This is a genomic window from Mycobacterium sp. NGS50, from assembly GCF_059812545.1.
Genome location: NZ_JCALCW010000023.1, coordinates 1 through 24,601 on the forward strand (window position 1 = coordinate 1; position 24,601 = coordinate 24,601).

Below are 24,601 nucleotides of genomic sequence, written 5' to 3' on the forward strand. Positions count from 1 at the left end.
GGTCGCGGCACTACCGTGCCTGGGTGGTCCAGATGAGTACGTCCTGAACGCCGTCGTTGTAGACGACGCCATTGGGCGGCTCTCCGGTGACGTCGAAGTAGATCTTGCCGCTGGCCTGGTTGCCCTGCGTGATGGGTGCCGGGTTCATACCACCCGGTGTCGGCGCGGTGTCAACCACGCGGTAGGTCTGGCTGTTGGCGGCGCGGGCATTGAAGTCGGACACCAGCGGCGTGACGGTGCCGCTGTCGGCGCGCGCGGTGACATCGGCCTGGTACAGATGCCCGGAGGGGGTGAAACCCGGAATGACGACGTTGCTGGGCTGCAAGTTGGCGACCGTGTAGGACGTCACCATCGGTCCGTCGACCAGCTTCTCGCTGCTGCCGAGCGGTTGCACGGCCGGATCTGCGGCAGCTGTTGCCGCAGCGAATACGCTCGCCGCTGCGATTCCGACTGCGCCCGCGGTGGCCTTTGCCTGCATTGTGGAGAACTTCACGCTGACTCCCTTCCTCGAGTGGTCGAGCATTTTGGTTGAGAGCGGCAACCACCCCTTTGCTGGAATGATCACCGCACTGTCCGGGCGCATACCCGACGCCCGCAGCGTGCAAACACGGAGTTGCCGAATGTGTGCCGGTGTCGGATAGTTATGCTCAACCTCGAGCGTTCAGCAGCGAGCGCCGGTCCGGTACTTTCGCCTTCGCCATGTCGATGCTGATTTGTGAAGCATTGACGTTCGAAGCCACCCGACCGCGGGATACCGTTCACTAACCGACGATCGCAAGCGTCGCTGAGCACGAGAAGGCAGGACATGGTGGTCGGGAATGTCGACGTTCCGTTTGCCGATCCAACCGATGAGAGTGCCGAGGGCCAGGAGCCGTTCGAGCTGGTGATCGGCCACGGCGATCCGCAACGGGTGGGCCGCTTTCGGTACTTTCTGGATGGCCAGCGCTGGGAGTGGTCCGACACCGTGGCGCGCATGCACGGGTATGAACCAGGGGTCGTCGAGCCGTCAACGGAGCTATTACTGCAGCACAAACATCCCGAAGACCGGCCCCAGGTCGCGGCCGTGCTCGATCGGGTACAGCTGGGCGAACCGTTCAGCAGCCGGCACCGCATCATCGACACCGAGGGGCACACCCATTGGGTCATCGTCGTCGGCGACAGCATGCGCGACGCGCAGGGCGCGGTGATCGGCACCGCAGGCTTCTATGTCGACGTCACCGAGGTGCTACAAAGCGACGTCAGCACCGCGGTCTCCGAGGTCACCGAGTCGCGGGCCGTCATCGAGCAGGCCAAGGGCGTGTTGATGGTCGCCTACGGCGTCCCCGCCGACCGAGCGTTCGACATCCTGGTGTGGCGCTCGCAGGAGACCAACGTCAAAGTCCGGGATCTGGCGGCCCGTTTCGTGGCCACCGTGACCGGATCGTTGCCGCCGGGTGCGGTTTCAGTCGTCGACCACGCCCTGCTCACCCTGCAGTAAGGTCAGCAACCGCCATCGGCGAGTTCGCCGCGATCGGTCGGTGGGGCAACGGATGCGATTGCGTGTCGTCGATTGACGACCCACGATCGACCAGTGCTCGCGCGACGCCGGCCAAGGGTACGTTCGAGTTCTGTGACAACCGCTTGAGCAGTTCGAACGCCTGCACCGCGTCGATACAGAAGCGCTCCATGATCATGCCTTTGGCCTGGCCGATGATGTCGCGGGAGGCCAGCGCGCTGCGAAACTGTTCGTCACGGCGCACCATGTGCCAGACCAGCGCAATATGGGTGGCCAGGACCAGGCCCAGCTCTGCCGCGTCGTCGTCGAACGCGTGCGGGTGTTCCGCGTGGAAGTTCAGGGCGCCGGTGGTCCCGCCGTTGGCGAACAACTGAAACGCCAGAATCGACCGGACGGGTGTCTCGGCCACCACGTCGCGGCAGTATTTCGGCCAGCGCCGCTCCCGAGCGACATCGTCAACACGAACCAACTGGTGCTCCCAGGCTGCCGAGAGGCACGGGCCTTCCTGGTGCCGCTCCTGGATTTCGTCGAGCAGAACCGGGTAGCCGTCCCTGGTCGCCACAGCCTTCACATGTCCGTCCGGTGTCGACACGGTGATGCCGGCGTGCTGAGCATTGACAATGTGGCTGAGCGAGTTCGCGACCAGCTCGTCCAGAACGGCGTCAGCCGGCACCGTCGGGTGCTGTTCCAACGACTGCACCAGGTCCGCGACGTCCCTCATGACGTCGTGACTGGGCGTCACCACCATGTCCAGGCTCCGCTCGCGATCCCCCGATCGGGATGCTGATATCTTGCTCCGATCCGCGGTAGCTGACAACGGCTGGGAGCGCGTTCACCGCCGGGCCGGTCGTTTGCCGGTGGCCTTGGAAGATCACCCGGCGGACGATTTCCACGGCGTGGTCGGCGAAGCGTTCATAGAACCGATCGAGCAGGGCGACGTCGTCCGCGGCGGCGACGCCGTCGCTCCACCGTCGCCGTTTCCCATCCCCGTCTCGGCGGCGTATCGATGAACGAACTCAGCAGCTGGCGGTGCAGGTCGTTGATCGTGTGGTCGTGCCGACGAATCCCGTTGGTCAACAACGGGTCCCGCGATGACAGCACATAGCCGGCGCGAACCGCTTGCGCCATTGCCGCCGCACCCATTTCGGCGAAGTGGTCATCCAACCGCTTCGGCACCGCGCAATCGGGTTGCCGGCGTCGAGCAACCCTGGCGACATGGGCGGCCAGAGCGCCCATCCGTGTGACGTCGGCAGCAATCTGGACGGAGCTGTGAACACGGCACTCAGCTCGGCGGCCACCGGGACCTGCAAAGCGAGGACGGCGAATGTCTGCTCCTCAGCCCGCGCACCGACCGCGCCAGCAACTGCTCTCGGCTTGGACGGCGCCCACCAGATCTGCGGTTGATACCCGCCGCACTGCCAGCGAAACGTCAAGCCGTCACGTGTAGCGCCACCCATAGCTGGGTAATGCACGCAGTATGCCTGCTCGAACCCCGCCTCGATTCCCGACGAATCTCATCGAGCGGGCCCATGCCCTCGATGCACCGGCAAAGGTCATCGCGAAGAATGCACGTCAACTGTTCGCTGCCACCCGTTTCAAGGAAGCGGTCAGCGGGACCTGGCTGGGCCATCCAGTGCATCCACCACTGACCGATCTGGTCATCGGCCTGTTCACCTCGGCTTCGCTACTGGACTTTGTCGCGCCCCGCTCCGGCGGGCGGTCCGCACAGCGCTTGATCGCCCTCGGTATCGCTGCGGCACTCCCTGCCGCGGTGAGTGGACTCAGCGACTGGGCCGACACCGAGCTGGCCGATGAGACGGTGCGCCGGGTGGGGCTGGTGCATGCCGGCGCCAACGACCTCGCGTTGCTGCTCTACGCCGGCTCGTTTGCTGCACGGCGCCGGGGCAATCGCAAACGCGGTGTGTTGCTCGCGCTGGCGGGGGCCTCGGCGCTCCAGTGCGCCGGGTATCTGGGCGGGCACCTGTCCTTCGTCCGCGGGGTGGGCGTCAACCAGACCGCCTTCGACCCCGGGCCACAGGAGTGGACACCGGTCGCGTCGCCCGACGAGCTGACCGACGGTCACATCCATTCCGTCGACGCCAACGGCACGCCGGTGTTGCTGGCCCTATTTGGTGAGACGGTCTACGCGATTCACAACCGGTGCAGCCACCGTGGCTGCCTGCTCAGCGACGGCGACCTGCATGGCGCCGTGGTGACCTGCCCGTGTCACGGGTCGCAGTTCGACGTCCGAGACGGCGCGGTCGTGCGTGGGCCGGCCATCACCGGCCAGCCCACGCTGCAGACCCGCAAATCCAGCGGCCGTGTGGAAGTGCGACGTCCTCTACCCGAGTGATCCGCCTCCGGCGTGGGGCACGGGTGCGCTGATGCGCGTCCAATTTGCCTGTCAGACTGTTGTTCTGAGCAATCTGCAGCCCGAAGACCAGCGCAGATAAGGGCTTTAGAAGGGATTACTGAGGACCGTTACCGAACTGTTGCCATCCCTTGGCGCGGGGGGTAGCGTCGCTGACAGGTTGAGTTCACAGCCACCCGGAGCAACGTCAATGACGTTCAGGGAGGCAATCTCCCTGGTCTGCCTACTGAGGTGTATGCAAACCCTTTGACGTGATCCAGCAGCACGATATATCGACTGATGGAGCCACATAATGTCCGTTACACGAGCCACAGTGCCGTCACTGGAACCAGCCCACGAAATAGATAGCGCCTTCCCGATCCAGAGCTGGGAGAGCGAGACCGCCCGGTTCGCTGCCCGCTGGGGCCGCTCGGGCGGCGTGATCTCTGTACATGGTGAACTCGACGCAGCAAACGCTGATGAGTTCGCAGAGCAGCTACGGCGCTGCGCCGCCGGCTGCGAATGGTTGGTCGTCGACTTGAGCGATCTCCAATTCATCGGCACCGCGGGTTTTTCCGCCCTGCAGCGCATCAACGTTGGGTGCGCGCAGACCAATGTGTGTTGGGTGATGGTGCCGGGTGTGGCAACCCAACGGTTACTCCGAGTCTGCGACCCCCATGCGACATTGCCGACGGCCGAGTCGATCAGCGAGGCGCTGACAGCGGTACAGGACCCACGTCGGTTACTGCATCTGATCACGTAGTCGCGCTAGCGACTTCGCGAGGAGTCGGGATACGTGCATCTGCGATATCCCGACTCGCTCGGCGATCTGCGTTTGAGTCATCGATTCAAAAAACCTGAGCACCAGCACGATTCGTTCGCGCTCCGGCAGTGCGTTGAGCAATGGGCGCAGCGCTTCACGGTTCTCGATGCGCTCCAGGCCGGCGTCCACGCTGCCCAGAGTGTCGGCGATCGCGCGTACATCGTCGTCTCCCGCACTGGTGCTGGTGCTGTCGATCGACAGGGTGTTGTAGGAACTGCCCGCCACCAGGCCTTCCACCACCTCGTCCCGACTCAGCTCGACTTCCTTGGCAAGTTCGGAGGCCGTGGGCGCCCGGCCCAAACGCTGGGAGAGTTCGGCGGTCGCCGCGCCCAGCCGCAGATGCAGTTCCTTGAGCCGCCGGGGGACCTTGACCGACCAACTGTTGTCACGAAAGTAGCGCCGGACCTCGCCCATGATGGTGGGTACGGCGAACGAGACGAAGTCCGAACCTGCGTCGACGTCGAACCGGTTGACGGCGTTGACCAACCCCACCCCCGCAACCTGGATCAGGTCTTCGCGGGATTCGCCCCTTCCCTCGAATCGGCGGCCGATGTGCTCAGCAAGCGGCAGGCACCGCTCCACGATTTTGTCCCGCTGGCGCCGGTATTCGGCCGAGTCCGCCGGATAGCCGGCCAACTCTCGAAACATGTCCGGGACGTCGGCGTATTCGGAACTCGACCGCGATGCCGACCGGCCGGCCTCGCGTTGCGTCACTTGCCAGAACCCGTCCGCCACGTCGTCAAGGTCACGCCGAATACGCCGCTGTTCGAACCGTTTTCGTGACCATCATGGAAGGTTTTCACCTCGTCGGCCAACGACGTCAGGACATGCCAGCTGAAGCTGTCCGGTGCCACCACACTGTCCGAGGTGCAAACCGTGGAGGCTTGCACCAAGACGTCCTTTTCCCGCGGATCGACGACAACAACCAGCGTCGCGTCCGGGCCGGCCGACCGAATCAATTGGGTGCACATCTCGTCGACCGCCAGCCGCAGATCAGCGACCGTGTCCAGATTCAAATCCTCGCCCGCGACAACCGCCCCGACGAGCGTCCGCAAGATGGCCAGGTTCTCCAGTCGAGCGGCCACTTTCAACTCGACGGAACGCTCACCGTGCTTGGTCGCGGCCCGCTCAGATCCTGTCTCGGTCACTTGTCCTCCCGGCGATCGTGCACCGAGACTATCGCTACTGCCAAGCCGTGTGATCACGTTCGACACGGGACACTCGGCCCACTCTGACGAACAACGGCTCGGCGCTGGCGGAGGCCCGGGACACGCAGCCGGCGCACAGCGACATCGTCGGCTGTCTGGGAATCAGTCATGGCGTATTGCTGGTACCCATTTGTCCGCCGTCGTAACCCAAGCTTTTGTTCTCCCGCGCCGCGAGCAGCCGGTGTGGATGCAACCTCGCGATGAATCGGCGACGAGGTGCCGGTTGCCGATGGCGTTGAGCAGGGCCAACAGGCCGGTGCTGAGCCCGAGACGATACCGGCAGACGGACCCCCTCGACAGCCGAGTACGGGACTGGTCGAAGCGATGCCAGGAGGCGGGAACGAGTACCCCGACCGAGGTTTGGCGGCCGCCCCAGACGGGAATAGTTCCGACGGTCCGAATGGACACGCGTGAGGAGAAGGACATGCCGAACCCGTCAATCAAGGACGAGCGTCTCTACCAAGATCTCCGCGATCGGGGGGACTCGAAGGAGAAGGCTGCCCGAATCGCGAACGCATCGGCGGCCCGCGGCCGCTCACGTGTTGGTAGAAGCGGCGGCAAGTCCGGTTCGTATCAGGACTGGACGGTCCCGGAGCTCAAGAAGAGGGCGAAAGAGCTTGGCATCAGCGGCTATTCAAAGCTGACCAAATCCAAGCTCATCTCCAAACTCCGCAACCACTAGAGCGAAAGGCAGGCAATGGCTGACAACAGCAAGAACAGCGGTCCTCAGGAAGCGGTCAAAGGCGTCGTCGAAGACGTCAAGGGCAAGGTGAAAGAAGCCGCTGGCACCGTCGCCGGCCGCGACGACCTCATTCGCGAGGGGCAGGCGCAGCAGGACAAGGCCGAAGCCGAACGTGAAGCGGCGAAAAGGGAAGCCCAGGCCGAAGAGGCCCGCGCCAACGCCAAGGTCGAAGAGGCACGCCAGCAAGCCCATCAGTCTGATTGACGCCGACTAGGCGTCGCCCAAGAAGAAGGCTCAGCCGAGTACGGTTGGGCCTTCTTCGCGTGCGCGAGGCGGGGCCGGCCGCCAGCGAAGCCCGGTGCTTCAGCGCGAAACGAGCCCGGCGATCACCGGTGCGCCGATCGTGACGGTCAGCATCATCAGCGTCAGCAAGAACCACCCCGCCCCGTGCCAGCCCCACCAGATGCCTCGTCGGCGCCACACCTGGTAGGTGCGGACAAACGCCCACACCCCGCCGCCGAACAGGATCGCGGGCCCACCGAATGCCAACACGGTGCGCTGCGGCGCCCCGCACGCAGCGGTATCAATACTCGCCGCGCCACCACAGCTACTGACCCAGAGCGCCGCCAGCACGAGGAAACCGACGCCGGCCGCGGCAGTCACGATGGCGAACCGGCCGGCGGCGCGGACTTCGTCGTCCTCCTGGCCCAGCCGGTCGTCATCGGAGTCCGGAGATCGTCGCTGCACGCCTCGCCCCTCCCACACCGGTTCCATTGCCGGGTTTCCCATCATAGATGCAGGTAAACCGATCGTTCACCGGCTGATCCGCGCCGGCTCGCCGGCACCATAGGCGACCGCGATCTCGCCGGCCAAGCCGGCGTTGTCGGCGATGAGCTGCTGGTTGACGGCCACGCTTTGGCCGCCGGTCAGCTCCTCGACCAGGGCCAACACCGCCGGAGTCACCGCGGGGCCGGTCACACCGGCCCGCTGCACCCGTCCGACCGCCTCGACGAGCACCGGTTCGATGTCGAGCGCTGGGTCAGGTGCGCGGCCCAGCAGCAGGCCGGAGGCACCGACCAGCCGCCAGTGCGCCGAGGCCACCCCGGCGGCCTCGGCGGCATGCTCGACACGGCCCGCGGCCGCCGGCCCGCCCTGCCCGCTGTAGAAGACCGGCAGTGTGTCGGTCCGCCAGCCCAACACCGGCACGTTGAGTGTCTCCAGCAACTCGGCGGTCGCCCCGACATCGAGGATGGACTTGGCACCCGAGGACACCACCATCGCCGGTGTGCGGGCCAGCTGGATCAGGTCACCGGAGATGTCCAGGCTCTGCGCGAATCCCCGGTGCACACCGCCGATCCCGCCGGTGGCCAGGAACCGGATCCCCAGCAGACGGCAGATCGCCAGGGTGCCGCCGACCGTGGTCGCCCCCAGCGCGTGCTGGACCACGCTTGCCGCGATGTCGCGGGCTCCGACCTTGCGGGCCGACGATCCCGCGGCCGCGAAACGCTCGAGTTCCGCGGCGCCGAGTCCGGCGCGGATCCGACCGTCGATGACGCCGACCGTGCAGGGCACGGCGCCGGCCGCACGAACCCGCTGCTCGGCGTGTTGTGCGGCCAGCAGACCGCGACCGTGCGAAAAGCCGTGTGAGACCAACGTCGTCTCCAGTGCCACCACCGGCCGGCCGGCTCCCAGCGCTTCGGTGACCTCGTCGCTCACCCGGACGGTCTCCACCGGTCCCACTATTCCCGGGACGGTGACCGCGTGGGGCGCCGGGTGCCCAGGACCCCGGGAAGGAACCGAGGCGAATGGCTGTCAGGCCGGCACCGAGTCGGTCTGCCGATCCCAGATCCGATGCTTGGCCAGCGCGGCGGCGAACGCCTCGAAGAAATCCTCCGAGAGGTCATCGGCGGCCGCCGTCGTCGTCACAACGCCCTGTGCGTCAACAACATCCGTACCTTGGGCGGTTTGTCCGTCGATCCCCGCTTTGGGAAGCAGCTTCACGCCCGCACCGAATGCCCCGACGGGTTTGAGGTGCTTGTACGCCTCGGTGATGAAGTGCAGCGCGTAGCCGTCGCCGGCCAGGGTCTGCACCGCATCGGGTCCGCACGGCACCACCACCGCGTCGTAAAGCACCGACGCCATGGTGTTGATGGCCCGATCGACGGCGAGTTCGCCGCCCGATCCACCGGCCACCGTGCCCCCGCCGGCCGGTGCCAGCACTTCCGGGATGGCTCCGCGGTTGCGCATGGCAGCCAGGAATGCCTCGGTGCCCGCGACATCGACGCCGTCGGCAACCAACACGGCGATCTTGCGGCTTTCGATGCTGCGGGTCGCGGTGTTCAGCTGGGACAGCGCGGGAGACGCCGGCATCCGGTCATCCACCGGCCGCTCAGCCGGTGCCGACAACCCCAGTTTGCCCGCCACCTGAACAGCCAGGTCGTGGTCGACGAGGTTGAGCTGCTCAAGCACCCGGGAACGGATCTCGACGGTCTCCACCTTTCCCAGCTCGAAGCCGAACGCCGAAACGATGTGCTCGGCCTCGACCGGCGTCATACTCGTGTAGAACATCCGGGCCTGGCTGTAGTGGTCCTGAAAGCTCTCGGCCCGTTGGCGGATCTTGTGGCCGTCCACCTTCTGCGCGTAGTGCCGGAACACCTCCTGATCGGCGATCGCCGGGCAGCCGCCGCCCACCGTGTTCTTGTAGTAGCTCGACCTACCCCGCGGGATCGCGAACTGGCCGTACCCGTCGCGCTGGTTGTTGTGCACCTCGGCCAGCGGCCGGTTGACCGGTAGCTGTACGAAGTTGGGTCCCCCGAGCCGGATCAACTGCGTGTCGAGGTAGGAGAAGTTGCGGAACTGCAGCAGCGGGTCGTTGGTGAAATCGATGCCGGGCACCACATTGGCGGTGCAGAACGCCACCTGCTCGGTTTCGGCAAAGAAGTTGTCCGGGTTGCGGTTCAGGACCATCTTGCCGACCGGCTGCACCGGCACCTGCTCCTCGGGAATGATCTTGGTGGCGTCGAGCAGATCGAATGCGAAGCTGAACTCGTCGCTTTCGGGAACCAGCTGTACGCCCAGCTCGTATTCCGGATACTGCCCGGCCTCGATGGCATCCCACAGGTCACGCCGGTTGAAGTCGGGATCCTTGCCGGCCACCTTCTGGCATTCATCCCAAATAAGGGAGTGGACCCCGAGTTTCGGTGTCCAGTGGAACTTGACGAACGTACCTTCGCCCGCGGCGTTGACCAGGCGGAAGGTGTGCACACCGAAGCCCTGCATCATCCGGTAGCTGCGCGGCAACGCCCGATCCGACATCAGCCACATGATGGTGTGCAGCGTCTCCGGCTGCAGCGACACGAAATCCCACAGCGTGTCGTGTGCTGATTGGGCCTGCGGAATCTCGTTGTGCGGCTCGGGTTTGACAGCGTGCACGAAGTCGGGGAACTTGATGCCGTCCTGTATGAAGAACACCGGGAAGTTGTTGCCGACCAGATCGTAGTTGCCCTGGTCGGTGTAGAACTTGGTCGCGAATCCACGGACGTCGCGCACCGTGTCCGCCGAACCCCGAAACCCGGCCACCGTGGAGAACCGGACGAACACCGGCGTCTGCTTGCCCGGTGTCGTCAGAAATTTCGCGACCGTGTAGTCGGCCAGCGAATCATCGTAGGGCTCGAAATAGCCATATGCCCCGGATCCGCGGGCGTGCACCACACGTTCGGGGATCCGCTCATGGTCGAAGTGGGTGATCTTTTCCCGGGCGTGGAAGTCCTCCAATAGGGTCGGCCCGCGCTCCCCCGCACTCAGCGCATCGTCGGTGTGGTCGACGCGCACCCCCTGTTGGGTGGTCAGATACCCGGATTCTCGGTCCAACCGGTGCTCATCAAGCTGGCGTTGCTTAGCATCGCGGTCCTCACTCGCCGCCATTGCTCCTCCTCTTGGCATTGCGTCTTCTTGGCATTGGGCTTCCCCGCGTGAGTACCCGGCACCGAGCCCGACAAACGGGACACAGTCACCTCGAGCGCGCGGGCGAGTTTGAGGATCGCCTGGCGGGGAATAAGTCAGTCATGGGTGCGTGCAGGTTCGCGGCGACGCTCATCCCGGTGATGGGCGCCTATGTCCGGGAGGGTGCGGTCTCTCGCCGTCAGCGGGTGCGCCGCAACACATACTGCTGCTGCTCACCGATGGCGACCCGCTTGGCGTCGACACCTTCGCCACCCATGAGTTGCCGCTGGAAAGCGCGCCGCACGCCTACAAGGTTCTTCAACAGCAGCGCGACGGCGCGGTCGAGATACTGCTGAAGCCGTGAGCGGCATTCACCGGTATCCGACGAAGGGAGCGTGGCAGATGTCGGTGACCGTTCTGTTGCTGACCGACCGGTCCGACCCGGACTCCGTGCTACCGACGTTGCGCTTGGTCGCCCGCCGAGTGCGGCACGCGCCGCTTAGTGCGCGGGCGATACGCAAACATCCCGACGTCGATGCGGTGATCGTCGATGGGCGCACCGATGCATCCAGTGGTCGGCGGGCCTGCCGGAAGGTCGCTGCGAGTTCGCCAGAGGTGGCGGTGGTCTTGTTGATCTCCCCAGCGGATCTGGTGACCGTCGACCTGGACTGGCACGTTGACGACGTGGTGTTGCCGAACGCCACCACCGCCGAGTTGCAGACCCGTCTGCGGTTGGCGATAGGTCGGCACCGCAAGGCCATTGCCCGGACACTGCGGTTCGGGGATCTTGTCCTTCACCCCGCAAGCTATGTCGCCTCACTGCCCGACCGGGACCTGGGCCTGACGCTGACCGAGTTCAAGTTGCTCAATTTCCTTGTACAGAATGCCGATCGAGCGTTCACCCGGACCAGACTGATGCACGAGGTGTGGGGGCACGAATGCGGCCGGCGAACGGTCGACGTGCATGTGCAGCGGTTGCGCGCCAAGCTCGGCACCGAGTACGAATCGATCGTCGACACGGTACGCGGTGTCGGCTATATGGCGATCATTCCGCCGTCACGCGCCGACGAGCCCCCACCGACACAGATCGCGGTCGGTCAGTAGTCCGCTCACGCCCCGCTTCCCTCCGCGGCGAGCCGACAGGCTTGAGCTTCACTCTGTACCGCAGGCGCCGACCCCGGTAGCCGCTTTCCGGCCACCTCCGGGGCCCGGTCACCAGCGCCCCCGTAAATCATCGAGCCGACGTACTCGCCGCCCGTCGAGAAGCCCTGGACGATGCGAGCGACGACCAGCAGGACCGGCGCCCACATCCCGATGCTGTGATAGCCCGGCAGACGATGTCGGCTCCACTGCGAATACCGGAATCGAACAGCACCGGCATCCCGTCGGCCGCCTCCAGCACACCGTGCAGCTCCGCGAACGTGATGGGCAGCGACGGGTGTTCTTCGCGCAGCCCACGCCGATAAATCTCGTCCTGATGGCTGGCGAACGCCATCAGGTCAGGTTCCGAACCCTTGCCGAGGGGAGTTTGCCGACGCAGGCACACCCGCTTGACCCGTCAGCCGACCGGCGGCGAAGTCCGCCCCCTGATTGATCAGGTTGGCCTCGTCGACGTAGCTGTTGTGCGCAGCGAAATCGGTGCCGTCGGAGCAGACCGCGTCTTCGGGAACGCACAACTGAACGGTCTTGGCTTGATACGTCGGGCCGATGACGACCGGCGGCTCGTTGAGGAAGTTCATCGCCCGCACATTGGGGGTACCGAACAGGACAACCGCGGCGACGTGGTCTGCCACTTGCGGCTGCAGCGGCTTGGGAACGGTCGCGGGATCGATCCCGTCGGGCACTGTGGGCGAGGTGACGAAGCCCATCACGGCGGCGCCCTGGGAGAAACCACCCAGCACCATCTTGGTTTGCGGGCAATTGTTCGCCATCGAAACGACGTGCGCACCAGCATCTCTGACGCCATCGACACCGGTGGCCCACTCGTCGCTGGCCGGGTAGTTCACCGGATACACCCCCAACGGCTTCCCCCCGAGGCGTGCACCCAGCGCGTTCACGAACGCCTCCCCAGTGGGTCCCACCCCGGCCGGCTCGCCGGTGCCGCGGGCGAACACCACCTCCGTGTCGGGGCACGGCTGGGCGGCAGCCGGCGGCGCAGCGGATACGACACAGGTGGTGAGCCCCCACGCCGTGGCTACCGCAGGTCCGAGGATACGAATGAGATGTCGTGCAACCATGCAGCAGCAATTGCCCATCCTGACGCCATTCCAAACCGTCAATTTTCTCAGGTCGACGCGGCGGCCCGGCGGTGTTGAAAAATGGTCTGCCCGGGCGAAACTCGCGTCCCGCCGCGCAGGTGCCCTAGACAGCGCACACCGCGTTTGCTAGGAAGGAGAAGTCCGTGGTCTGTCTTCAGACTGCCAGGGCAGCTTCCATCACGGCGCTGGATGCGCCATGCGAAGAAGAGAAGCTCCCATGAATACCATCACCGCAAACTCTGCTCGGCTGGCTCGGTGGGTGCACCGGCTGACCATCATCGGCGCAGCCGTCGCCCTGTCCGGTTCGGTTGGCCTGGTGACTGGGCCGCCGCCCGCCCGCGCGGCAGCGCCAGAATTCCTGCAGGTGCCGTCGGCGGGAATGGGCCACGACATCACCGTGGAGTTCCAAAGCGGCGGGGCGCCCGCCGTCTACCTGCTCGACGGCCTGCGTGCCCGCGACGACCGCAGCGGCTGGGACATCGAGACGCCGGCATTCGACGAGTACAGCGGCTCCGGCATGTCGGTGGTGGCCCCGGTCGGCGGGCGCTCCAGTTTCTACTCGGACTGGTATGGGTCGGCGAACGGCCAAACCTACAAGTGGGAAACGTTCTTGACCAGCGAGCTGCCCAGCTACCTGGCCGGTCGCGGCGTCCGGGCGTCCCGCAACGCTGTAGTGGGCGCCTCGATGTCGGGGTCATCGGCGTTGATCCTGGCTGCCTACCATCCGGGCCAATTCGCCTACGCCGCCTCACTGTCCGCGTTGCTGAACCCCTCGGCCGGCAATGGGCCGGCGCTGATCGGACTCGCCATGAACGATGAGGGCGGCTTCCATCCCGAAGACATGTGGGGCCCGGCGGGCGGACCCGGCTGGCAACGCAACGATCCCACGATTCAGGCCGGACGGCTGGCCGGCAACAACACGCGGCTGTGGGTTTACAGCGGCAACGGCACACCGTCGGAGATCGGCCAGGGCAGCATCCCGGGTCAGGTGATCGAACAGGTGATCCTGCAAAGCAACGTCGCCTTCCGGGACGCCTACACCGCGGCCGGCGGGCACAATGCGACGTTCAATATCGACAACAACGGGGTACATAGCTGGGGTTACTGGAATGCCCAGCTGGCGGCGATGAGGCCGGACATGCAGCAGACACTGGGCGCCGGTGGCGGCGGGCAAAGCTGATTCGGGTACCGCGCACGCCCTGGAGGGCCACATGTCGGATATCTGGGCCACCAATCTGCGGGCCGCCGCGATCCAGTCCGAGGAGGTCTATGAGAAGTACATGCGTTATCTGACCGGCTGCGCGGACCTTTTCCGGCGAGGTATCAGCAACGTCGGGCAGTTCCCCCTCACCAAGTAGCGGTCCAAAGAAACGAGGCAACAGCATGACTCGGTTCACTCGGTTCTCTACAGGAAACGGCTTCCCCAATGTGGTCGTCACGGGCGTGGCGATGACGACGGCGCTGGCGACCAGTGTGGATGACACCTGGAAGAAGCTGCTGGATGGTCAAAGCGGGATCCGCAGGCTCGAAGACCCGTTCGTCGAACGGTTCGACCTGCCGGTGCGTATCGGCGGCCATCTGCTCGAAGATTTCGACCACGAGCTGACCCGCGTCGAGCTGCGCCGGCTGTCGTATCTGCAGAAGATGTCCACCGTGCTGGGCCGGCGGGTCTGGCAGAACGCCGGGTCACCAGAGGTGGACACCAGGCGGCTGATGGTGGCGATCGGCACCGGTCTGGGTTCGGCGGAGGAACTGGTTTTCGGCTACCAGGGCATGGTGGAGCGCGGCATGCGCGCGGTATCGCCGCTGGGGGTCCAGAAATACATGCCCAATGCGGCCGCTGCCGCGGTCGGCTTGGAGCGCGCGGCCAAAGCCGGTGTACTCACCCCGATCTCGGCGTGTGCGTCCGGGGCGGAAGCAATCGCCCAGGCGTGGCGCGACATTGTCTACGACGAGGCCGACATCGCGATCTGCGGCGGCGTCGAGACCCAGATCGAGGCCGTGCCCATCGCAGGGTTCGCCGCGATGCGCATCGTCTTGTCGACCAACAACGATGACCCGGCCGGTGCGTGCCGGCCGTTCGACAAGGACCGCAACGGGTTCGTCTTCGGCGAGGCGGGCGCGTTGATGGTCATCGAGACCGAGGAGCACGCCAAGGCCCGCGGGGCCACCATTCTCGGGCGGCTGATGGGGGCCAGCATCACCTCCGACGGCTACCACATCGTGGCGCCGGACCCGGAGGGTGAACGGGCGGGGTACGCCATGACCCGAGCCACCGAGCTTGCCGGGCTGACCGCGACCGACATCGACCACGTCAACGCGCACGCCACCGGCACCCACATCGGCGACCTGGCCGAAGCCCAGGCGATCCGCAGGGCGATGGGCGCCCACCAGCCGGCGGTGTATGCACCCAAGTCCGCGCTCGGTCATTCCGTCGGTGCGGTGGGGGCGGTCGAGGCGATTCTGACGGTGTTGGCGCTGCGTGACGGTGTCATCCCGCCAACCTTGAACCTGCACACCCCGGACCCGGAGATCGATCTGGACGTGGTGGCCGGGGAGCCGCGGGCCGGCGACTTCCGCTACGCGATCAGCAACTCGTTCGGCTTCGGCGGCCACAACGTGGCGTTGGCGTTCGGACGGTACTGACCAACGCGGGCCCCATACGTGACCAGAACTGCCAGATGCCCGGCGAGCGGTCGGGGGGTGTCGCCGCGATAGCTGGCGGCGCCTCGTCGCGCATACGGTCACCCAGATCGCCCCCTTCCTGCATGTCAGCCGGGTACCGCGAAGATGTGGTGGGGAATCACGCCGCGCTTGCCGATGTTGTTGGCGCGACCGCTCCTGACCCGGACATGTTGGCCGAGTTCGGGATACCGTCGGGAGCGGCGTTGGTGCGCACCGATGAACAGCCCGCAGACGGAATCCCGGCGGTACCGCGGTACGCGGTGTGGTTCACCGCAGACCGAATTCAGTACCAGTAACGTCGGCCGGCGACTGGCCGACCGACGGATCCCAGAACCCAGAATATGGCGCCAATGACCAGCAGAATGATGCCGATCGTCCACAACACCGGGATCGTGAACACAAATCCCAAGATCATCAGGATGATTCCCAACGCGATCATGACAACTCCATCCATTCTTCCAGGTGCGGCATCGAACTCGGTTCGGGTAGATGACAATCGACGACTCTCGGGTTGACACCGGCATAGTTGAGCGGGCCGGCTATCACCGTGAGCGCAACGGTTCCCGACGACGCACAACTGGTATCGCTGCGCTGCAGGTACCCGCGCTGCCAGGTGGCCAGCACCCCGATCAGCAGCCACACCAGGACGATCACGCCCAGATATCCACCGAGTCGCATCGGTCTCTCCGATCAGTAACCCAGGATCGCATCGCGTGCCCGGTCCATCATGGCGGCGAAGGGCCCGGCGATGACATTGGCCATCCGGGATTCCACGCCGGCGTGCGGCCTGGTGGGGGCAACGGACTCGGCGAGCTTGACCGTGCGCGTCATCCGTTCCAGCTCGTCGCTGGTCAATTCTTCGCGCAGCTTGGCAAACTCTTCTCGCTCTTCGTGTTCGGCATGATCCAGGACCGCCTCGCGCAGTTCGCCGAGTTGCTGACTGAAGGCCTCGGAGTCGATATCGAGATCCTCCAATTGCGATAGCACCGTCTTGGCTTCGTGTTCTTCGTCCAGTCGGTGCTTCACCACGTCGCTGCCGTTGGCGAACTCATGTCGGGCCCGCGGGTGCACGATCTCCTCCTCGGCGGTCTCATGCACGGCCAGCAGTCGCCGAAGCCGTACGAAGGCTTCCTCGCGCTCGCGACCCGACGTCGACAACGTCTCGTCGAACAGCCACTTGATCTGCTCGTGCTGACCGATGAGGAAATCGACTACATCGTGGGGCGATTTGACCGACGTGTCTGCCATGAGGTGCTGCCTGCCCTTCTCGGTGCCTTGCTCGGCCGCCGTTGTGCGGTGGTAGATGTGAGCTACCCGTCCGGGGGCCTGGTCAAACGTGTTACGCAGGCGCTTCCGCGATAACGCCCCAAGAAACGCCGTCGGGCACTTGGCGGCTTAAGTGTTGAACGACAGGGTTATCGCTACCACGTCAACGAGCAACAGCGCCCATCCGCATGCCGGGACGATGATCCCGCGCCGGCGCGACGCGGTCACAAACGACAGCAGAATCGTCGCCCCGGACACCACCGCCGCCCCGTAGTACATCACCGTGAACATGACCCCGCTGGGCCCCATGTTCGGACATTCGGCGGTGCTGCAGGCCGCGGTGCTCATCACCGCACCGAGACCGACCACCATGACCAGCGCGGCCGCCGGCGCGGTCAACAGGGCCAGTACCCAGTTGACGATCGTGCGGGTCGGTCGCTGGTGTTGTTTGGCCGGTGCGGTATCAGGTGGGGATGTCACGAAAGTCGGCTACCCGCCGTCGTGCGGTGGGAAACCACTGCGAACGATGCCAGGATGGCTACGTGGCCTCCCCGCCCCCTGACCCGCTGGCCCGGTTCGGCGAACTGACCCGGGACTGGTTCACCGGTGCCTTCCCCGCGCCCACCGCCGCACAGGCCCAGGCCTGGGCCGCCATTGCCGACGCACACCACACGCTGGTGATCGCCCCGACCGGATCGGGTAAGACCCTGGCGGCGTTCCTGTGGGCGATCGATCGGCTGGCAGCCGAGCCGGGCACCGGCACCCGGGTGTTGTACATCTCTCCACTCAAGGCGCTGGCCGTCGACGTCGAGCGCAACCTGCGTACCCCGCTGACCGGCATCGCGCGCACCGCCGAGCGACGCGGTCTGACAGCGCCGCAGATCCGGGTCGGTGTCCGCTCCGGTGACACCTCACCGGCCGGACGCCGCGCCCTGCTCACCCGTCCACCCGACATCCTGATCACCACCCCCGAATCGCTGTTCTTGATGCTGACCTCGGCGGCCCGCGACGCCCTGACCGATGTGCAGACGGTGATCGTCGACGAGGTGCACGCGGTGGCCGGCACCAAACGCGGTGCTCACCTGGCGTTGTCGCTGGAGCGACTCGATGCGATGTTGCCGCGGCCGGCGCAACGCATCGGGCTTTCGGCGACCGTGCGACCGGCCGAGGAAGTTGCCCGGTTTCTGGGCGGACAGGCCCCGACGAGCATCGTGGCTCCCACGGCGGCCAAGACGTTCGAGTTGACGGTGCAGGTGCCGGTGCCGGACATGGCCAACCCGGACGGCAATACCGTCTGGCCGGAGGTCGAGACGCGGATCGTCGATCTGATCGAGGCGCACACCTCCTCGATCGTGTTTGCCAACTCGCGACGGCTGGCCGAGCGGCTCACCGCGCGGCTCAACGAGATTCACGCCGTGCGCTGCGGAATCGACCTCGACGCCGCACCCAACCCGCAGGTGGCCGGCGGGGCGCCGGCACAGCTGCTGGGCAGTGGCCAAAGCTACGGGGCACCGGCCCCGCTGGCCCGAGCCCATCACGGCTCGGTGTCCAAGGAGACCCGCGCCGCGGTCGAGGAGGATCTCAAGTCCGGGCGGCTCAAGGCGGTGGTCGCCACGTCCAGCCTGGAACTGGGCATCGACATGGGCGCGGTCGATCTGGTGATCCAGATCGAAGCCCCGCCGTCAGTGGCCAGCGGCCTGCAGCGCATCGGGCGCGCCGGCCATCAGGTCGGCGAAATATCCCGCGGCGTACTGATTCCCAAACACCGCACCGATCTGATCGGCTGTGCGGTGGCCGCCGAGCGTATGCCGGCCGGGCAGATCGAAGCGCTACGGGTCCCCACCAACCCACTGGATATCCTGGCCCAACACACCGTCGCTGCCGCGGCGCTGGAACCACTGGACGCTGACATCTGGTTCGATACGGTCCGGCGGGCCGCACCGTTCGCCGCGTTGCCGCGCAGCGCGTTTGAGGCGACGCTGGATCTACTGTCCGGCAAGTATCCGTCGATCGACTTCGCCGAGCTGCGGCCACGGCTGGTCTACGACCGGGATGCCGGCACGTTGACCGGGCGCCCGGGCGCGCAGCGGCTGGCGGTCACCTCGGGCGGCACGATCCCCGACCGTGGCCTGTTCGCGGTCTACCTGGCGTCGGAAAAGCCGTCCCGGGTAGGCGAACTCGACGAGGAGATGGTCTACGAATCGCGGCCGGGAGATGTCATCGCATTGGGTGCCACCAGCTGGCGGATCACCGAGATCACCCATGACCGGGTGCTGGTGGTGCCCGCGCCGGGTCAACCGGGTCGATTGCCGTTCTGGCGTGGCGACAACGTCGGACGACCCGCCGAGTTGGGCGCCGCGGTCGGGGCGTTCACCGGCGAGATGGCCGCCCTCGACCGACCCGAGTTCGATTCCCGTTGCGCGGGTTTGGGTTTCGACGACTACGCCACCGAGAATCTGTGGCGGTTGCTGGACGATCAGCGGACCGCCACCACACTAGTGCCCACCGATGCCGCGTTGCTGGTGGAACGGTTCCGCGACGAGCTCGGCGACTGGCGGGTGGTGCTGCACTCGCCGTACGGGTTGCGGGTGCACGGCCCGCTGGCGTTGGCGGTGGGACGACGGCTGGCCGAACGCTACGGCATCGACGAGAAACCGACCGCCTCCGACGACGGCATCGTGGTGCGGCTACCCGACACGCTCTCCGATGAAACCGCCAGGCCGCCCGGCGCAGATCTCTTCGTCTTCGATGCCGACGAGGTCGACCCGATCGTCACCGCCGAGGTGGGGGGCTCAGCGTTGTTCGCGTCCCGGTTCCGGGAATGCGCGGCCCGCGCATTGCTGTTGCCGCGCCGACAGCCCGGCCGGCGGTCCCCGCTGTGGCAGCAGCGTCAACGCGCCGCCCAGCTACTCGACGTGGCCCGCAAGTACCCCGACTTCCCGATCGTGTTGGAGACGGTGCGGGAATGCCTTCAGGACGTCTACGACGTTCCGGCGTTGACCGCGCTGATGTCACGGATCGCGCAGCGCCGCGTGCGGGTGGTGGAGGTCGAGACCGCCAACCCGTCCCCGTTCGCCGCGTCGCTGCTGTTCGGCTACGTCGGGGCGTTCATGTACGAAGGCGACAGCCCGCTGGCCGAGCGCCGCGCCGCGGCGCTGTCACTGGATCCGTCCCTGTTGGCGGAGCTGTTGGGCCGGGTGGAGCTGCGCGAGTTGCTCGACCCGGCGGTGATCGCCGCCACCGCACGCCAACTGCAGCACCTGACCCCCGAACGGGCCGCACGTGACGCGGAGGCCGTCGCCGATCTACTGCGGCTGCTGGGTCCGCTGACCGCCGACGAGATCGTCGAACGGGCTGGGGGCGCGACATCGGTCACCGGATGGCTGGAGGGACTGCTAGCCGCCAAACGCGTGTTGTCGGTGTCGTTCGCCGAGCAGCGCTGGTGGGTGGCGATCGAGGACATCGGCCGACTGCGCGACGGTGTCGGGGTGGCGGTGCCGGTCGGTGTGCCGGCCGGATTCACCGAGCCGGTCTCGGACCCGCTCGGTGAGCTGCTGGGACGCTACGCGCGGACCCGCGGCCCGTTCACCACCGCCGACGCCGCCGCCCGATTCGGTCTGGGCCTGCGGGTGACCGCAGATGTATTGGGCCGGCTCGCGGCCGACGGACGACTGATGCGCGGCGAGTTCGTCGAACGGGCCGACGGAGGCGACCAGTGGTGCGACGCCGAGGTGTTACGGATTCTGCGCCGACGGTCGTTGGCTGCGCTGCGCGCGCAGATCGAGCCGGTCTCCACCGCCGCCTACGCCCGATTCCTGCCGGCATGGCAGCAGCTCGGCGGCGGGCCCGGCCTCGACTCGCTGGCCGCCGTCCTGGACCAGCTGGCCGGGGTGCCGTTGCCCGCGTCGGCGGTGGAGTCACTGGTGTTGGCGCCGCGGGTGCGCGATTACTCCCCCGCGCTGCTCGACGAGCTGCTGGCCTCCGGGGAGGTGCTGTGGTCGGGCAGCGGCGCAATCTCCGGAGCCGACGGCTGGATCACCTTTCATGCCGCGGATTCGGCGCCGTTGACGCTCTGCCCCGCCACACCCCTGGACTTCAGCGCCGCGCACCGCGCGATCCTGGATGCGCTGGGCGGCGGTGGTGCGTACTTCTTCCGCCAGCTGGGTGACGGGATCGGCGATTCCGAGCTCAAAGCCGCTCTGTGGGAGCTGATCTGGGCGGGTTGGGTGACCGGTGACACCTTTGCGCCGGTACGCGCCCTACTCACCGGTGGCGGCAAGCGGTCGACACCCGCGCATCGGACCCGGCGCGCACCCCGGCTCAGCCGCTACAGCGTCGCGCACGGTGCGACCCGGAACGCCGACCCGACGGTGGCCGGCCGCTGGTCGGCGTTGGCCGCCCCGGAGCCGGATTCCACCCTGCGCGCCCATCACCAGGCCGAGCTGTTGTTGCACCGGCACGGGGTACTCACCAAGGGCGCAGTGGCCGCCGAAGGAGTCTCGGGCGGATTCGCCCGCCTCTACAAGGTGTTGACCGCGTTCGAGGACGCCGGCCGCTGCCAACGCGGGTATTTCGTGGAATCGCTGGGCGGAGCCCAGTTCGCCGCGGCGTCGACGGTGGACCGGTTACGCGGCTACCTCGACGGAATCGACCCGCACCGTCCCGACTATCGAGCGGTGGTGCTGGCCGCCGCCGACCCGGCTAATCCGTACGGGGCGGCGCTGCCCTGGCCGGCACGCGACGGGACGGCGCGGCCCGGCCGCAAGGCCGGCGCGCTGGTGGTTCTGGTCGACGGTGAGCTGGTCTGGTTCCTCGAACGCGGCGGCCGGTCGCTGCTGAGCTTCACCGACGACGTCGAGGTGTTGACCGCCGCTGCAACAGCACTGGCGGAGCTGGTTGCGGCCCGCCGGGTCGATTCACTGCTGATCGAACGGGTCGACGGCGATCCGGTCCTGCAACTGCGGGACGCCTCGGTGCTCACGGCATTGGCCGATGCCGGGTTCTCCCGCACACCACGCGGATTGCGGCTGCGCCCATGACCCGCCTTCGAGGAAAGTGATATGCCCGAAGGCGATACCGTCTGGCATACCGCCGCCGTACTGCGCGAAGCGCTGGGCGGCAAGGCGTTGACCCGCTGCGATATCCGAGTGCCGCGCTATGCCACCGTCGATCTGTCCGGGCATCGGGTCGAGGAGGTGCTCAGCTACGGCAAGCACCTGTTCATCCGGGTCGGCCCGGCGAGCATCCATGCGCACCTGAAGATGGAAGGCAGCTTCCGGGTGGATCGCCGCCCACCCGACTACCGCGCGCGAATCATCCTGGAGGCCGGCCCCGTCCGCGCCATCGGGGCCGACCTGGGAACCCTGGAGGTCCTAGAACGTGAGCAGGACATGACGGCCGTCGCACACCTGGGACCCGATCTACTCGGTGACGTGTGGAATCCGGACGTCGCGGTGCTCAACTTGACCGCGGATCCGGAAAGGCCGTTGACGACAGCGCTGCTCGACCAGCGCGTGATGGCCGGTATCGGCAATGTGTACGCCAACGAATTGTGTTTCGTCACCGGGCATCGGCCGTCGGCGCCGGTCGGAGATGTACGTGATCCGCTGCGGCTGGCCAACCGCGCCCGGGAGATGCTGCGGGCCAACCGGTCACGGTGGAATCGCACCACGACCGGCGACACCCGGCCGGGCCGTCAGCTGTGGGTATATGGACGCGCCGGACTCGGCTGCCGCCGCTGCCGCACTCCGATCGAGCACGACAGCGGCGGCGGCAGAGACCGGATCAGCTTCTGGTGCCCGGCCTGCCAGCGCTAGCCGGCCTGCCGGATCACGGCCAGCCGCCGCAGCCGACGCCCGGAACGCAGCCGCCACCGCCGCCGGGACCACCCCAGCCGGTCGGGCCGCCGGGAATCTGGCCGCCGCCACCGCCAGGCCCGCCGCCACCGGTCGGACCGCCGGGAATCTGGCCGCCGCCACCGCCGGGGCCACCCCCACCGGTGGGGCCGCCCGGAATCTGGCCACCACCACCGCCAGGCCCGCCGCCACCGGTCGGACCGCCGGGGACCTGGCCACCGCCACCGGGTTCACCGGGGGTGCCGGGTTCACCGCTGCGGGTCGGTTCCAGCGGCGGTGTCGTGGTGGCGGTCGTCGTCGTGGTGGTCGTCGTGGTTGTGCTCGTCGAAGTCGGCGCGTTTTCACTGCTGTTGCCGCAGCCGACAGCCAGCGTCAGCGCGGCTGCGCCACCGAACACAGCGATCGCCATCCTGGATTGCGATTTCATCGCGTTTCACCTCCGTGTCGCCTCCTTCCACGTGTACCCCGGGCCGTGGTCCGGCGAAACACCGCGACGGCGCAGGAGTTCTGACCTGCGACGAATCGGAAACGACAGGATTTGATTTCGGCCTGCGCACAGGGCGAAAGCCCTGCGGCACATCGGTCATACCCACCTATGACCGATGTGCCGTCGGGTGCCGCGAACCCAGCGCCCGTGGTTTAGCTCAGGCCCAGCAGGCTCCAGATCGTCATGTCGAGTCCCAGGTCACTGCCCAGGAAATTCGCCAGTGTGGTGGCGTCGGTCACGCCGCCCAGCAGCTCACCCAGTGTCTGGGAGCCCAGATCCGCGCCACCGACCTGCAGCCCGTCGATGAACGTGCCCAAACCGGCTGCCGGGTCCAGACCCAGCGACGTCAGGATGTCCGAGATGCTCTCGCTGCCAAGCGAGGAGCCGCCGACCTGAATTCCCTCGATCAGCCCGCCCAGCGTCTCGTCGGGCTGTAGGCCCAACAGCTGGAAGAAGTTCTCGCTGTACAGCGTTCCACCACCGGCAAGCGGCAGATCCTTCAAGATCGTGTCGAGGTCCTGCGAACCACCGATACCTAGCCACGAACTGAGCGCCTGGTCGAGCGTCGAAGTGGGCGTCACCCCGTCGAGGCCCGTACAAATCAACGGTACGGGGCCGCACAGGAGTCCGGTGTATGACCCCAGCCCGAGTTCGTCTGCGATCTGCTGCACGGTGTCGGTTTGGCCGTTGAGGCCGACCCACCCCAGCATGGTGTCCACCGATGTCGCGCCCAGACCGAACTGGTCGATCAGCCCGCCCAGCGTCTGAGTTTGACTGATCCCCAGGATTGAGCTCAACGAAAGGGTGTCGAGGTTCCACGCGGCCAACTGCTGAGCGACCGTGTCAGCGGGGTTCAGGCCCACGCTGGTGAAGATCTGACCCAATGTCATCGAGTTGAAATTCATCGCCGTCAGCAGATCACTCAGCGACGAGTCGGCACCGAACGCGTCACCCGTGCTGGCATCGGTACCCAGATATCCCAGCAACGTACCCATGGTCGGATTGCCCAGGTCCTGGGCAATCAGGTCGGGGATCGTCGTCGTGTTGGTGATCCCGAATGCCTGCAGCAGGGCCTCCAGGCTCTGATCGTAGGTCGGGACACTGTCCGCGGCCAGCGCGATATTGCGCTCGGCATGGCCAAACGGCAGCTGCGACAGCGACAGGCCCGCCGGCGTGCCGCTGATCAGGGCTGTGCTGGCGACCACGGAGCCGGCCGCCGCCACACCGACTTTCATTGCGAAGCTGGCCCGCTCCGAGTCCGCAGCTATCGCGGCGAAACCACCCGGAGCAGTCTGGCAAAGCTGGCCCGAGCCGGAATGGCGGCGGTGCCGCCCTGTTGACTTGGTAGACATGGAGAGCGCCTCTCGGTCGAACTGAGATTGAACTGAGCAATCTCAGTTAAGCAATAGCCCCCCATCAAGGTGAGAAACTATAGTCACCCACCTCACAAGTCAATGCGTATCTAGCTGGGAAGTTTCTGACAGTGAGGTCCAGCTAGCAGCTCCAGACCCCAACCGGCTATGAGACACTGTTCCCAAACATGGGATTTA

At 66.5% G+C, this 24,601-nt stretch carries 27 protein-coding genes and 2 pseudogenes; 14 read left to right on the forward strand and 15 right to left on the reverse strand.

What is annotated here, in order from left to right:
* Positions 1–10: 10 nt before the first annotated feature.
* Entirely contained in the window at positions 11–493 is a 483-nt protein-coding gene (locus AC5Y36_RS16625; RefSeq protein WP_500042035.1) for an MPT63 family protein, read from the reverse strand.
* 312 nt (positions 494–805) lie between these two features.
* On the opposite strand from AC5Y36_RS16625, the gene AC5Y36_RS16630 reads away from it, so the two are divergent.
* Positions 806–1,477, forward strand: a complete 672-nt coding sequence (locus AC5Y36_RS16630) for a PAS and ANTAR domain-containing protein (RefSeq protein ID WP_500042036.1) — start codon at positions 806–808, stop codon at positions 1,475–1,477.
* Here the strand turns inward: AC5Y36_RS16630 and AC5Y36_RS16635 are convergent.
* Positions 1,464–2,243, reverse strand: a complete 780-nt coding sequence (locus AC5Y36_RS16635) for a GAF and ANTAR domain-containing protein (RefSeq protein ID WP_500042037.1) — start codon at positions 2,241–2,243, stop codon at positions 1,464–1,466. The two genes, AC5Y36_RS16630 and AC5Y36_RS16635, sit on opposite strands and share 14 nt — an antisense overlap.
* 109 nt (positions 2,244–2,352) lie before the next feature.
* Between AC5Y36_RS16635 and AC5Y36_RS16640 the strand changes: the two genes are divergently transcribed.
* From AC5Y36_RS16640 to AC5Y36_RS16650, 3 genes are all read left to right on the forward strand, one after another.
* Positions 2,353–2,505 carry a hypothetical protein gene (locus AC5Y36_RS16640; RefSeq protein WP_500042038.1) on the forward strand — a complete coding sequence of 51 codons (153 nt, stop codon included), beginning with the start codon at positions 2,353–2,355 and terminating at the stop codon, positions 2,503–2,505.
* Positions 2,506–2,972: 467 nt separating this feature from the next.
* Positions 2,973–3,848, forward strand: a complete 876-nt coding sequence (locus AC5Y36_RS16645; protein WP_500042039.1) for a Rieske (2Fe-2S) protein — start codon at positions 2,973–2,975, stop codon at positions 3,846–3,848.
* Between the two features lie 358 nt (positions 3,849–4,206).
* Positions 4,207–4,608: an STAS domain-containing protein gene (locus AC5Y36_RS16650; RefSeq protein WP_500042113.1), complete on the forward strand. Its 402-nt coding sequence runs from the start codon at positions 4,207–4,209 to the stop codon at positions 4,606–4,608.
* Here AC5Y36_RS16650 and AC5Y36_RS16655 read toward each other — a convergent pair.
* Positions 4,588–5,382: an RNA polymerase sigma factor SigF gene (locus tag AC5Y36_RS16655; RefSeq protein WP_500042040.1), complete on the reverse strand. Its 795-nt coding sequence runs from the start codon at positions 5,380–5,382 to the stop codon at positions 4,588–4,590. The genes AC5Y36_RS16650 and AC5Y36_RS16655 overlap by 21 nt on opposite strands.
* Positions 5,379–5,816: an anti-sigma factor gene (locus AC5Y36_RS16660; protein ID WP_500042114.1), complete on the reverse strand. Its 438-nt coding sequence runs from the start codon at positions 5,814–5,816 to the stop codon at positions 5,379–5,381. The genes AC5Y36_RS16655 and AC5Y36_RS16660 overlap by 4 nt, the downstream gene beginning before the upstream one ends.
* A gap of 484 nt (positions 5,817–6,300) precedes the next feature.
* Here AC5Y36_RS16660 and AC5Y36_RS16665 point away from each other — a divergent pair, with 484 nt between their 5' ends.
* Both AC5Y36_RS16665 and mbp1 read left to right on the forward strand, forming a co-directional pair.
* A complete protein-coding gene (locus AC5Y36_RS16665; RefSeq protein WP_500042041.1) occupies positions 6,301–6,558 on the forward strand; it encodes a DUF7218 family protein in 258 nt (85 codons plus the stop codon).
* A 15-nt stretch (positions 6,559–6,573) separates the two neighbouring features.
* Positions 6,574–6,822: a microaggregate-binding protein 1 gene (gene mbp1, locus AC5Y36_RS16670; RefSeq protein WP_500042042.1), complete on the forward strand. Its 249-nt coding sequence runs from the start codon at positions 6,574–6,576 to the stop codon at positions 6,820–6,822.
* A 99-nt stretch (positions 6,823–6,921) separates the two neighbouring features.
* Here the strand turns inward: mbp1 and AC5Y36_RS16675 are convergent, their stop codons facing one another.
* The 3 genes from AC5Y36_RS16675 to AC5Y36_RS16685 all read right to left on the reverse strand — a co-directional run bounded on the left by AC5Y36_RS16675 (position 6,922) and on the right by AC5Y36_RS16685 (position 10,482).
* On the reverse strand, positions 6,922–7,305 hold the full coding sequence (locus tag AC5Y36_RS16675) for a hypothetical protein (RefSeq protein ID WP_500042043.1): 384 nt from the start codon (positions 7,303–7,305) through the stop codon (positions 6,922–6,924).
* Positions 7,306–7,371: 66 nt separating this feature from the next.
* Positions 7,372–8,289: a pseudouridine-5'-phosphate glycosidase gene (locus AC5Y36_RS16680; RefSeq protein WP_500042044.1), complete on the reverse strand. Its 918-nt coding sequence runs from the start codon at positions 8,287–8,289 to the stop codon at positions 7,372–7,374.
* Positions 8,290–8,370: 81 nt separating this feature from the next.
* The gene (locus tag AC5Y36_RS16685) at positions 8,371–10,482 is read right to left on the reverse strand and encodes a catalase (RefSeq protein WP_500042045.1); all 2,112 of its coding nucleotides are present in this window, start codon (positions 10,480–10,482) and stop codon (positions 8,371–8,373) included.
* 238 nt (positions 10,483–10,720) lie between these two features.
* Here AC5Y36_RS16685 and AC5Y36_RS16690 point away from each other — a divergent pair.
* Both AC5Y36_RS16690 and AC5Y36_RS16695 read left to right on the forward strand, forming a co-directional pair.
* Positions 10,721–10,864: pseudogene (locus AC5Y36_RS16690) on the forward strand (glutathione-dependent formaldehyde dehydrogenase); the annotation flags it as partial.
* A gap of 38 nt (positions 10,865–10,902) precedes the next feature.
* Positions 10,903–11,604: a response regulator transcription factor gene (locus AC5Y36_RS16695; RefSeq protein WP_500042046.1), complete on the forward strand. Its 702-nt coding sequence runs from the start codon at positions 10,903–10,905 to the stop codon at positions 11,602–11,604.
* A 127-nt stretch (positions 11,605–11,731) separates the two neighbouring features.
* On the opposite strand, the gene AC5Y36_RS16700 is transcribed toward AC5Y36_RS16695, so the two are convergent.
* Together AC5Y36_RS16700 and AC5Y36_RS16705 are read right to left on the reverse strand one after the other, a co-directional pair.
* Positions 11,732–11,995 (reverse strand): hypothetical protein, encoded by a 264-nt coding sequence (locus AC5Y36_RS16700; RefSeq protein ID WP_500042047.1) that lies wholly within the window; start codon positions 11,993–11,995, stop codon positions 11,732–11,734.
* Positions 11,996–11,999: 4 nt separating this feature from the next.
* The gene (locus AC5Y36_RS16705; protein ID WP_500042048.1) at positions 12,000–12,755 is read right to left on the reverse strand and encodes a cutinase family protein; all 756 of its coding nucleotides are present in this window, start codon (positions 12,753–12,755) and stop codon (positions 12,000–12,002) included.
* A gap of 229 nt (positions 12,756–12,984) precedes the next feature.
* Between AC5Y36_RS16705 and AC5Y36_RS16710 the strand changes: the two genes are divergently transcribed.
* From AC5Y36_RS16710 to AC5Y36_RS16725, 4 genes and pseudogenes are all read left to right on the forward strand, one after another.
* Positions 12,985–13,938, forward strand: coding sequence for an esterase family protein (locus tag AC5Y36_RS16710; RefSeq protein WP_500042115.1), 954 nt, complete (start codon positions 12,985–12,987; stop codon positions 13,936–13,938).
* Positions 13,934–14,116 (forward strand): annotated as a pseudogene (locus AC5Y36_RS16715) (class I SAM-dependent methyltransferase); the annotation flags it as partial. The gene AC5Y36_RS16710 and the pseudogene AC5Y36_RS16715, both read left to right, overlap by 5 nt.
* A gap of 25 nt (positions 14,117–14,141) precedes the next feature.
* A complete protein-coding gene (gene kasB, locus AC5Y36_RS16720; RefSeq protein ID WP_500042049.1) occupies positions 14,142–15,404 on the forward strand; it encodes a 3-oxoacyl-ACP synthase KasB in 1,263 nt (420 codons plus the stop codon).
* A gap of 122 nt (positions 15,405–15,526) precedes the next feature.
* Positions 15,527–15,739 (forward strand): hypothetical protein, encoded by a 213-nt coding sequence (locus AC5Y36_RS16725; RefSeq protein ID WP_500042050.1) that lies wholly within the window; start codon positions 15,527–15,529, stop codon positions 15,737–15,739.
* Here the strand turns inward: AC5Y36_RS16725 and AC5Y36_RS16730 are convergent.
* The 4 genes from AC5Y36_RS16730 to AC5Y36_RS16745 all read right to left on the reverse strand — a co-directional run bounded on the left by AC5Y36_RS16730 (position 15,727) and on the right by AC5Y36_RS16745 (position 17,189).
* The gene (locus AC5Y36_RS16730; RefSeq protein ID WP_500042051.1) at positions 15,727–15,882 is read right to left on the reverse strand and encodes a DUF6131 family protein; all 156 of its coding nucleotides are present in this window, start codon (positions 15,880–15,882) and stop codon (positions 15,727–15,729) included. The two genes, AC5Y36_RS16725 and AC5Y36_RS16730, sit on opposite strands and share 13 nt — an antisense overlap.
* On the reverse strand, positions 15,879–16,121 hold the full coding sequence (locus AC5Y36_RS16735; protein ID WP_500042052.1) for a hypothetical protein: 243 nt from the start codon (positions 16,119–16,121) through the stop codon (positions 15,879–15,881). Before AC5Y36_RS16735 ends, AC5Y36_RS16730 begins: the two co-directional genes overlap by 4 nt.
* 12 nt (positions 16,122–16,133) lie before the next feature.
* Positions 16,134–16,691, reverse strand: a complete 558-nt coding sequence (locus AC5Y36_RS16740; RefSeq protein ID WP_500042053.1) for a hemerythrin domain-containing protein — start codon at positions 16,689–16,691, stop codon at positions 16,134–16,136.
* Positions 16,692–16,838: 147 nt separating this feature from the next.
* On the reverse strand, positions 16,839–17,189 hold the full coding sequence (locus AC5Y36_RS16745; RefSeq protein ID WP_500042054.1) for a hypothetical protein: 351 nt from the start codon (positions 17,187–17,189) through the stop codon (positions 16,839–16,841).
* A gap of 62 nt (positions 17,190–17,251) precedes the next feature.
* On the opposite strand from AC5Y36_RS16745, the gene AC5Y36_RS16750 reads away from it, so the two are divergent.
* Positions 17,252–21,748, forward strand: coding sequence for an ATP-dependent helicase (locus tag AC5Y36_RS16750; RefSeq protein WP_500042055.1), 4,497 nt, complete (start codon positions 17,252–17,254; stop codon positions 21,746–21,748).
* A gap of 21 nt (positions 21,749–21,769) precedes the next feature.
* Complete coding sequence (gene nei2, locus AC5Y36_RS16755; RefSeq protein WP_500042056.1) at positions 21,770–22,525, forward strand: endonuclease VIII Nei2; 756 nt, start codon at positions 21,770–21,772, stop codon at positions 22,523–22,525.
* Between the two features lie 13 nt (positions 22,526–22,538).
* Here nei2 and AC5Y36_RS16760 read toward each other — a convergent pair whose 3' ends face one another.
* Together AC5Y36_RS16760 and AC5Y36_RS16765 are read right to left on the reverse strand one after the other, a co-directional pair.
* Positions 22,539–22,991, reverse strand: a complete 453-nt coding sequence (locus tag AC5Y36_RS16760; RefSeq protein WP_500042057.1) for a hypothetical protein — start codon at positions 22,989–22,991, stop codon at positions 22,539–22,541.
* 212 nt (positions 22,992–23,203) lie between these two features.
* Positions 23,204–24,286 (reverse strand): hypothetical protein, encoded by a 1,083-nt coding sequence (locus AC5Y36_RS16765; protein ID WP_500042058.1) that lies wholly within the window; start codon positions 24,284–24,286, stop codon positions 23,204–23,206.
* Positions 24,287–24,601 lie beyond the last annotated feature (315 nt).

Bases quoted from the DNA above. Each gene is read 5' to 3' on its own strand.
- AC5Y36_RS16760 (WP_500042057.1), bottom strand. From the start codon at position 22,991: ATGAAATCGCAATCCAGGATGGCGATCGCTGTGTTCGGTGGCGCAGCC.
- AC5Y36_RS16740 (WP_500042053.1), bottom strand. From the start codon at position 16,691: ATGGCAGACACGTCGGTCAAATCGCCCCACGATGTAGTCGATTTCCTC.
- mbp1 (WP_500042042.1), top strand. From the start codon at position 6,574: ATGGCTGACAACAGCAAGAACAGCGGTCCTCAGGAAGCGGTCAAAGGC.
- AC5Y36_RS16725 (WP_500042050.1), top strand. From the start codon at position 15,527: ATGTCAGCCGGGTACCGCGAAGATGTGGTGGGGAATCACGCCGCGCTT.
- AC5Y36_RS16665 (WP_500042041.1), top strand. From the start codon at position 6,301: ATGCCGAACCCGTCAATCAAGGACGAGCGTCTCTACCAAGATCTCCGC.
- AC5Y36_RS16700 (WP_500042047.1), bottom strand. From the start codon at position 11,995: ATGGCGTTCGCCAGCCATCAGGACGAGATTTATCGGCGTGGGCTGCGC.
- AC5Y36_RS16645 (WP_500042039.1), top strand. From the start codon at position 2,973: ATGCCTGCTCGAACCCCGCCTCGATTCCCGACGAATCTCATCGAGCGG.
- AC5Y36_RS16765 (WP_500042058.1), bottom strand. From the start codon at position 24,286: ATGAAAGTCGGTGTGGCGGCGGCCGGCTCCGTGGTCGCCAGCACAGCC.
- nei2 (WP_500042056.1), top strand. From the start codon at position 21,770: ATGCCCGAAGGCGATACCGTCTGGCATACCGCCGCCGTACTGCGCGAA.
- AC5Y36_RS16685 (WP_500042045.1), bottom strand. From the start codon at position 10,482: ATGGCGGCGAGTGAGGACCGCGATGCTAAGCAACGCCAGCTTGATGAG.
- kasB (WP_500042049.1), top strand. From the start codon at position 14,142: ATGACTCGGTTCACTCGGTTCTCTACAGGAAACGGCTTCCCCAATGTG.
- AC5Y36_RS16695 (WP_500042046.1), top strand. From the start codon at position 10,903: ATGTCGGTGACCGTTCTGTTGCTGACCGACCGGTCCGACCCGGACTCC.
- AC5Y36_RS16730 (WP_500042051.1), bottom strand. From the start codon at position 15,882: ATGATCGCGTTGGGAATCATCCTGATGATCTTGGGATTTGTGTTCACG.
- AC5Y36_RS16630 (WP_500042036.1), top strand. From the start codon at position 806: ATGGTGGTCGGGAATGTCGACGTTCCGTTTGCCGATCCAACCGATGAG.
- AC5Y36_RS16705 (WP_500042048.1), bottom strand. From the start codon at position 12,755: ATGGGCAATTGCTGCTGCATGGTTGCACGACATCTCATTCGTATCCTC.
- AC5Y36_RS16735 (WP_500042052.1), bottom strand. From the start codon at position 16,121: ATGCGACTCGGTGGATATCTGGGCGTGATCGTCCTGGTGTGGCTGCTG.
- AC5Y36_RS16635 (WP_500042037.1), bottom strand. From the start codon at position 2,243: ATGGTGGTGACGCCCAGTCACGACGTCATGAGGGACGTCGCGGACCTG.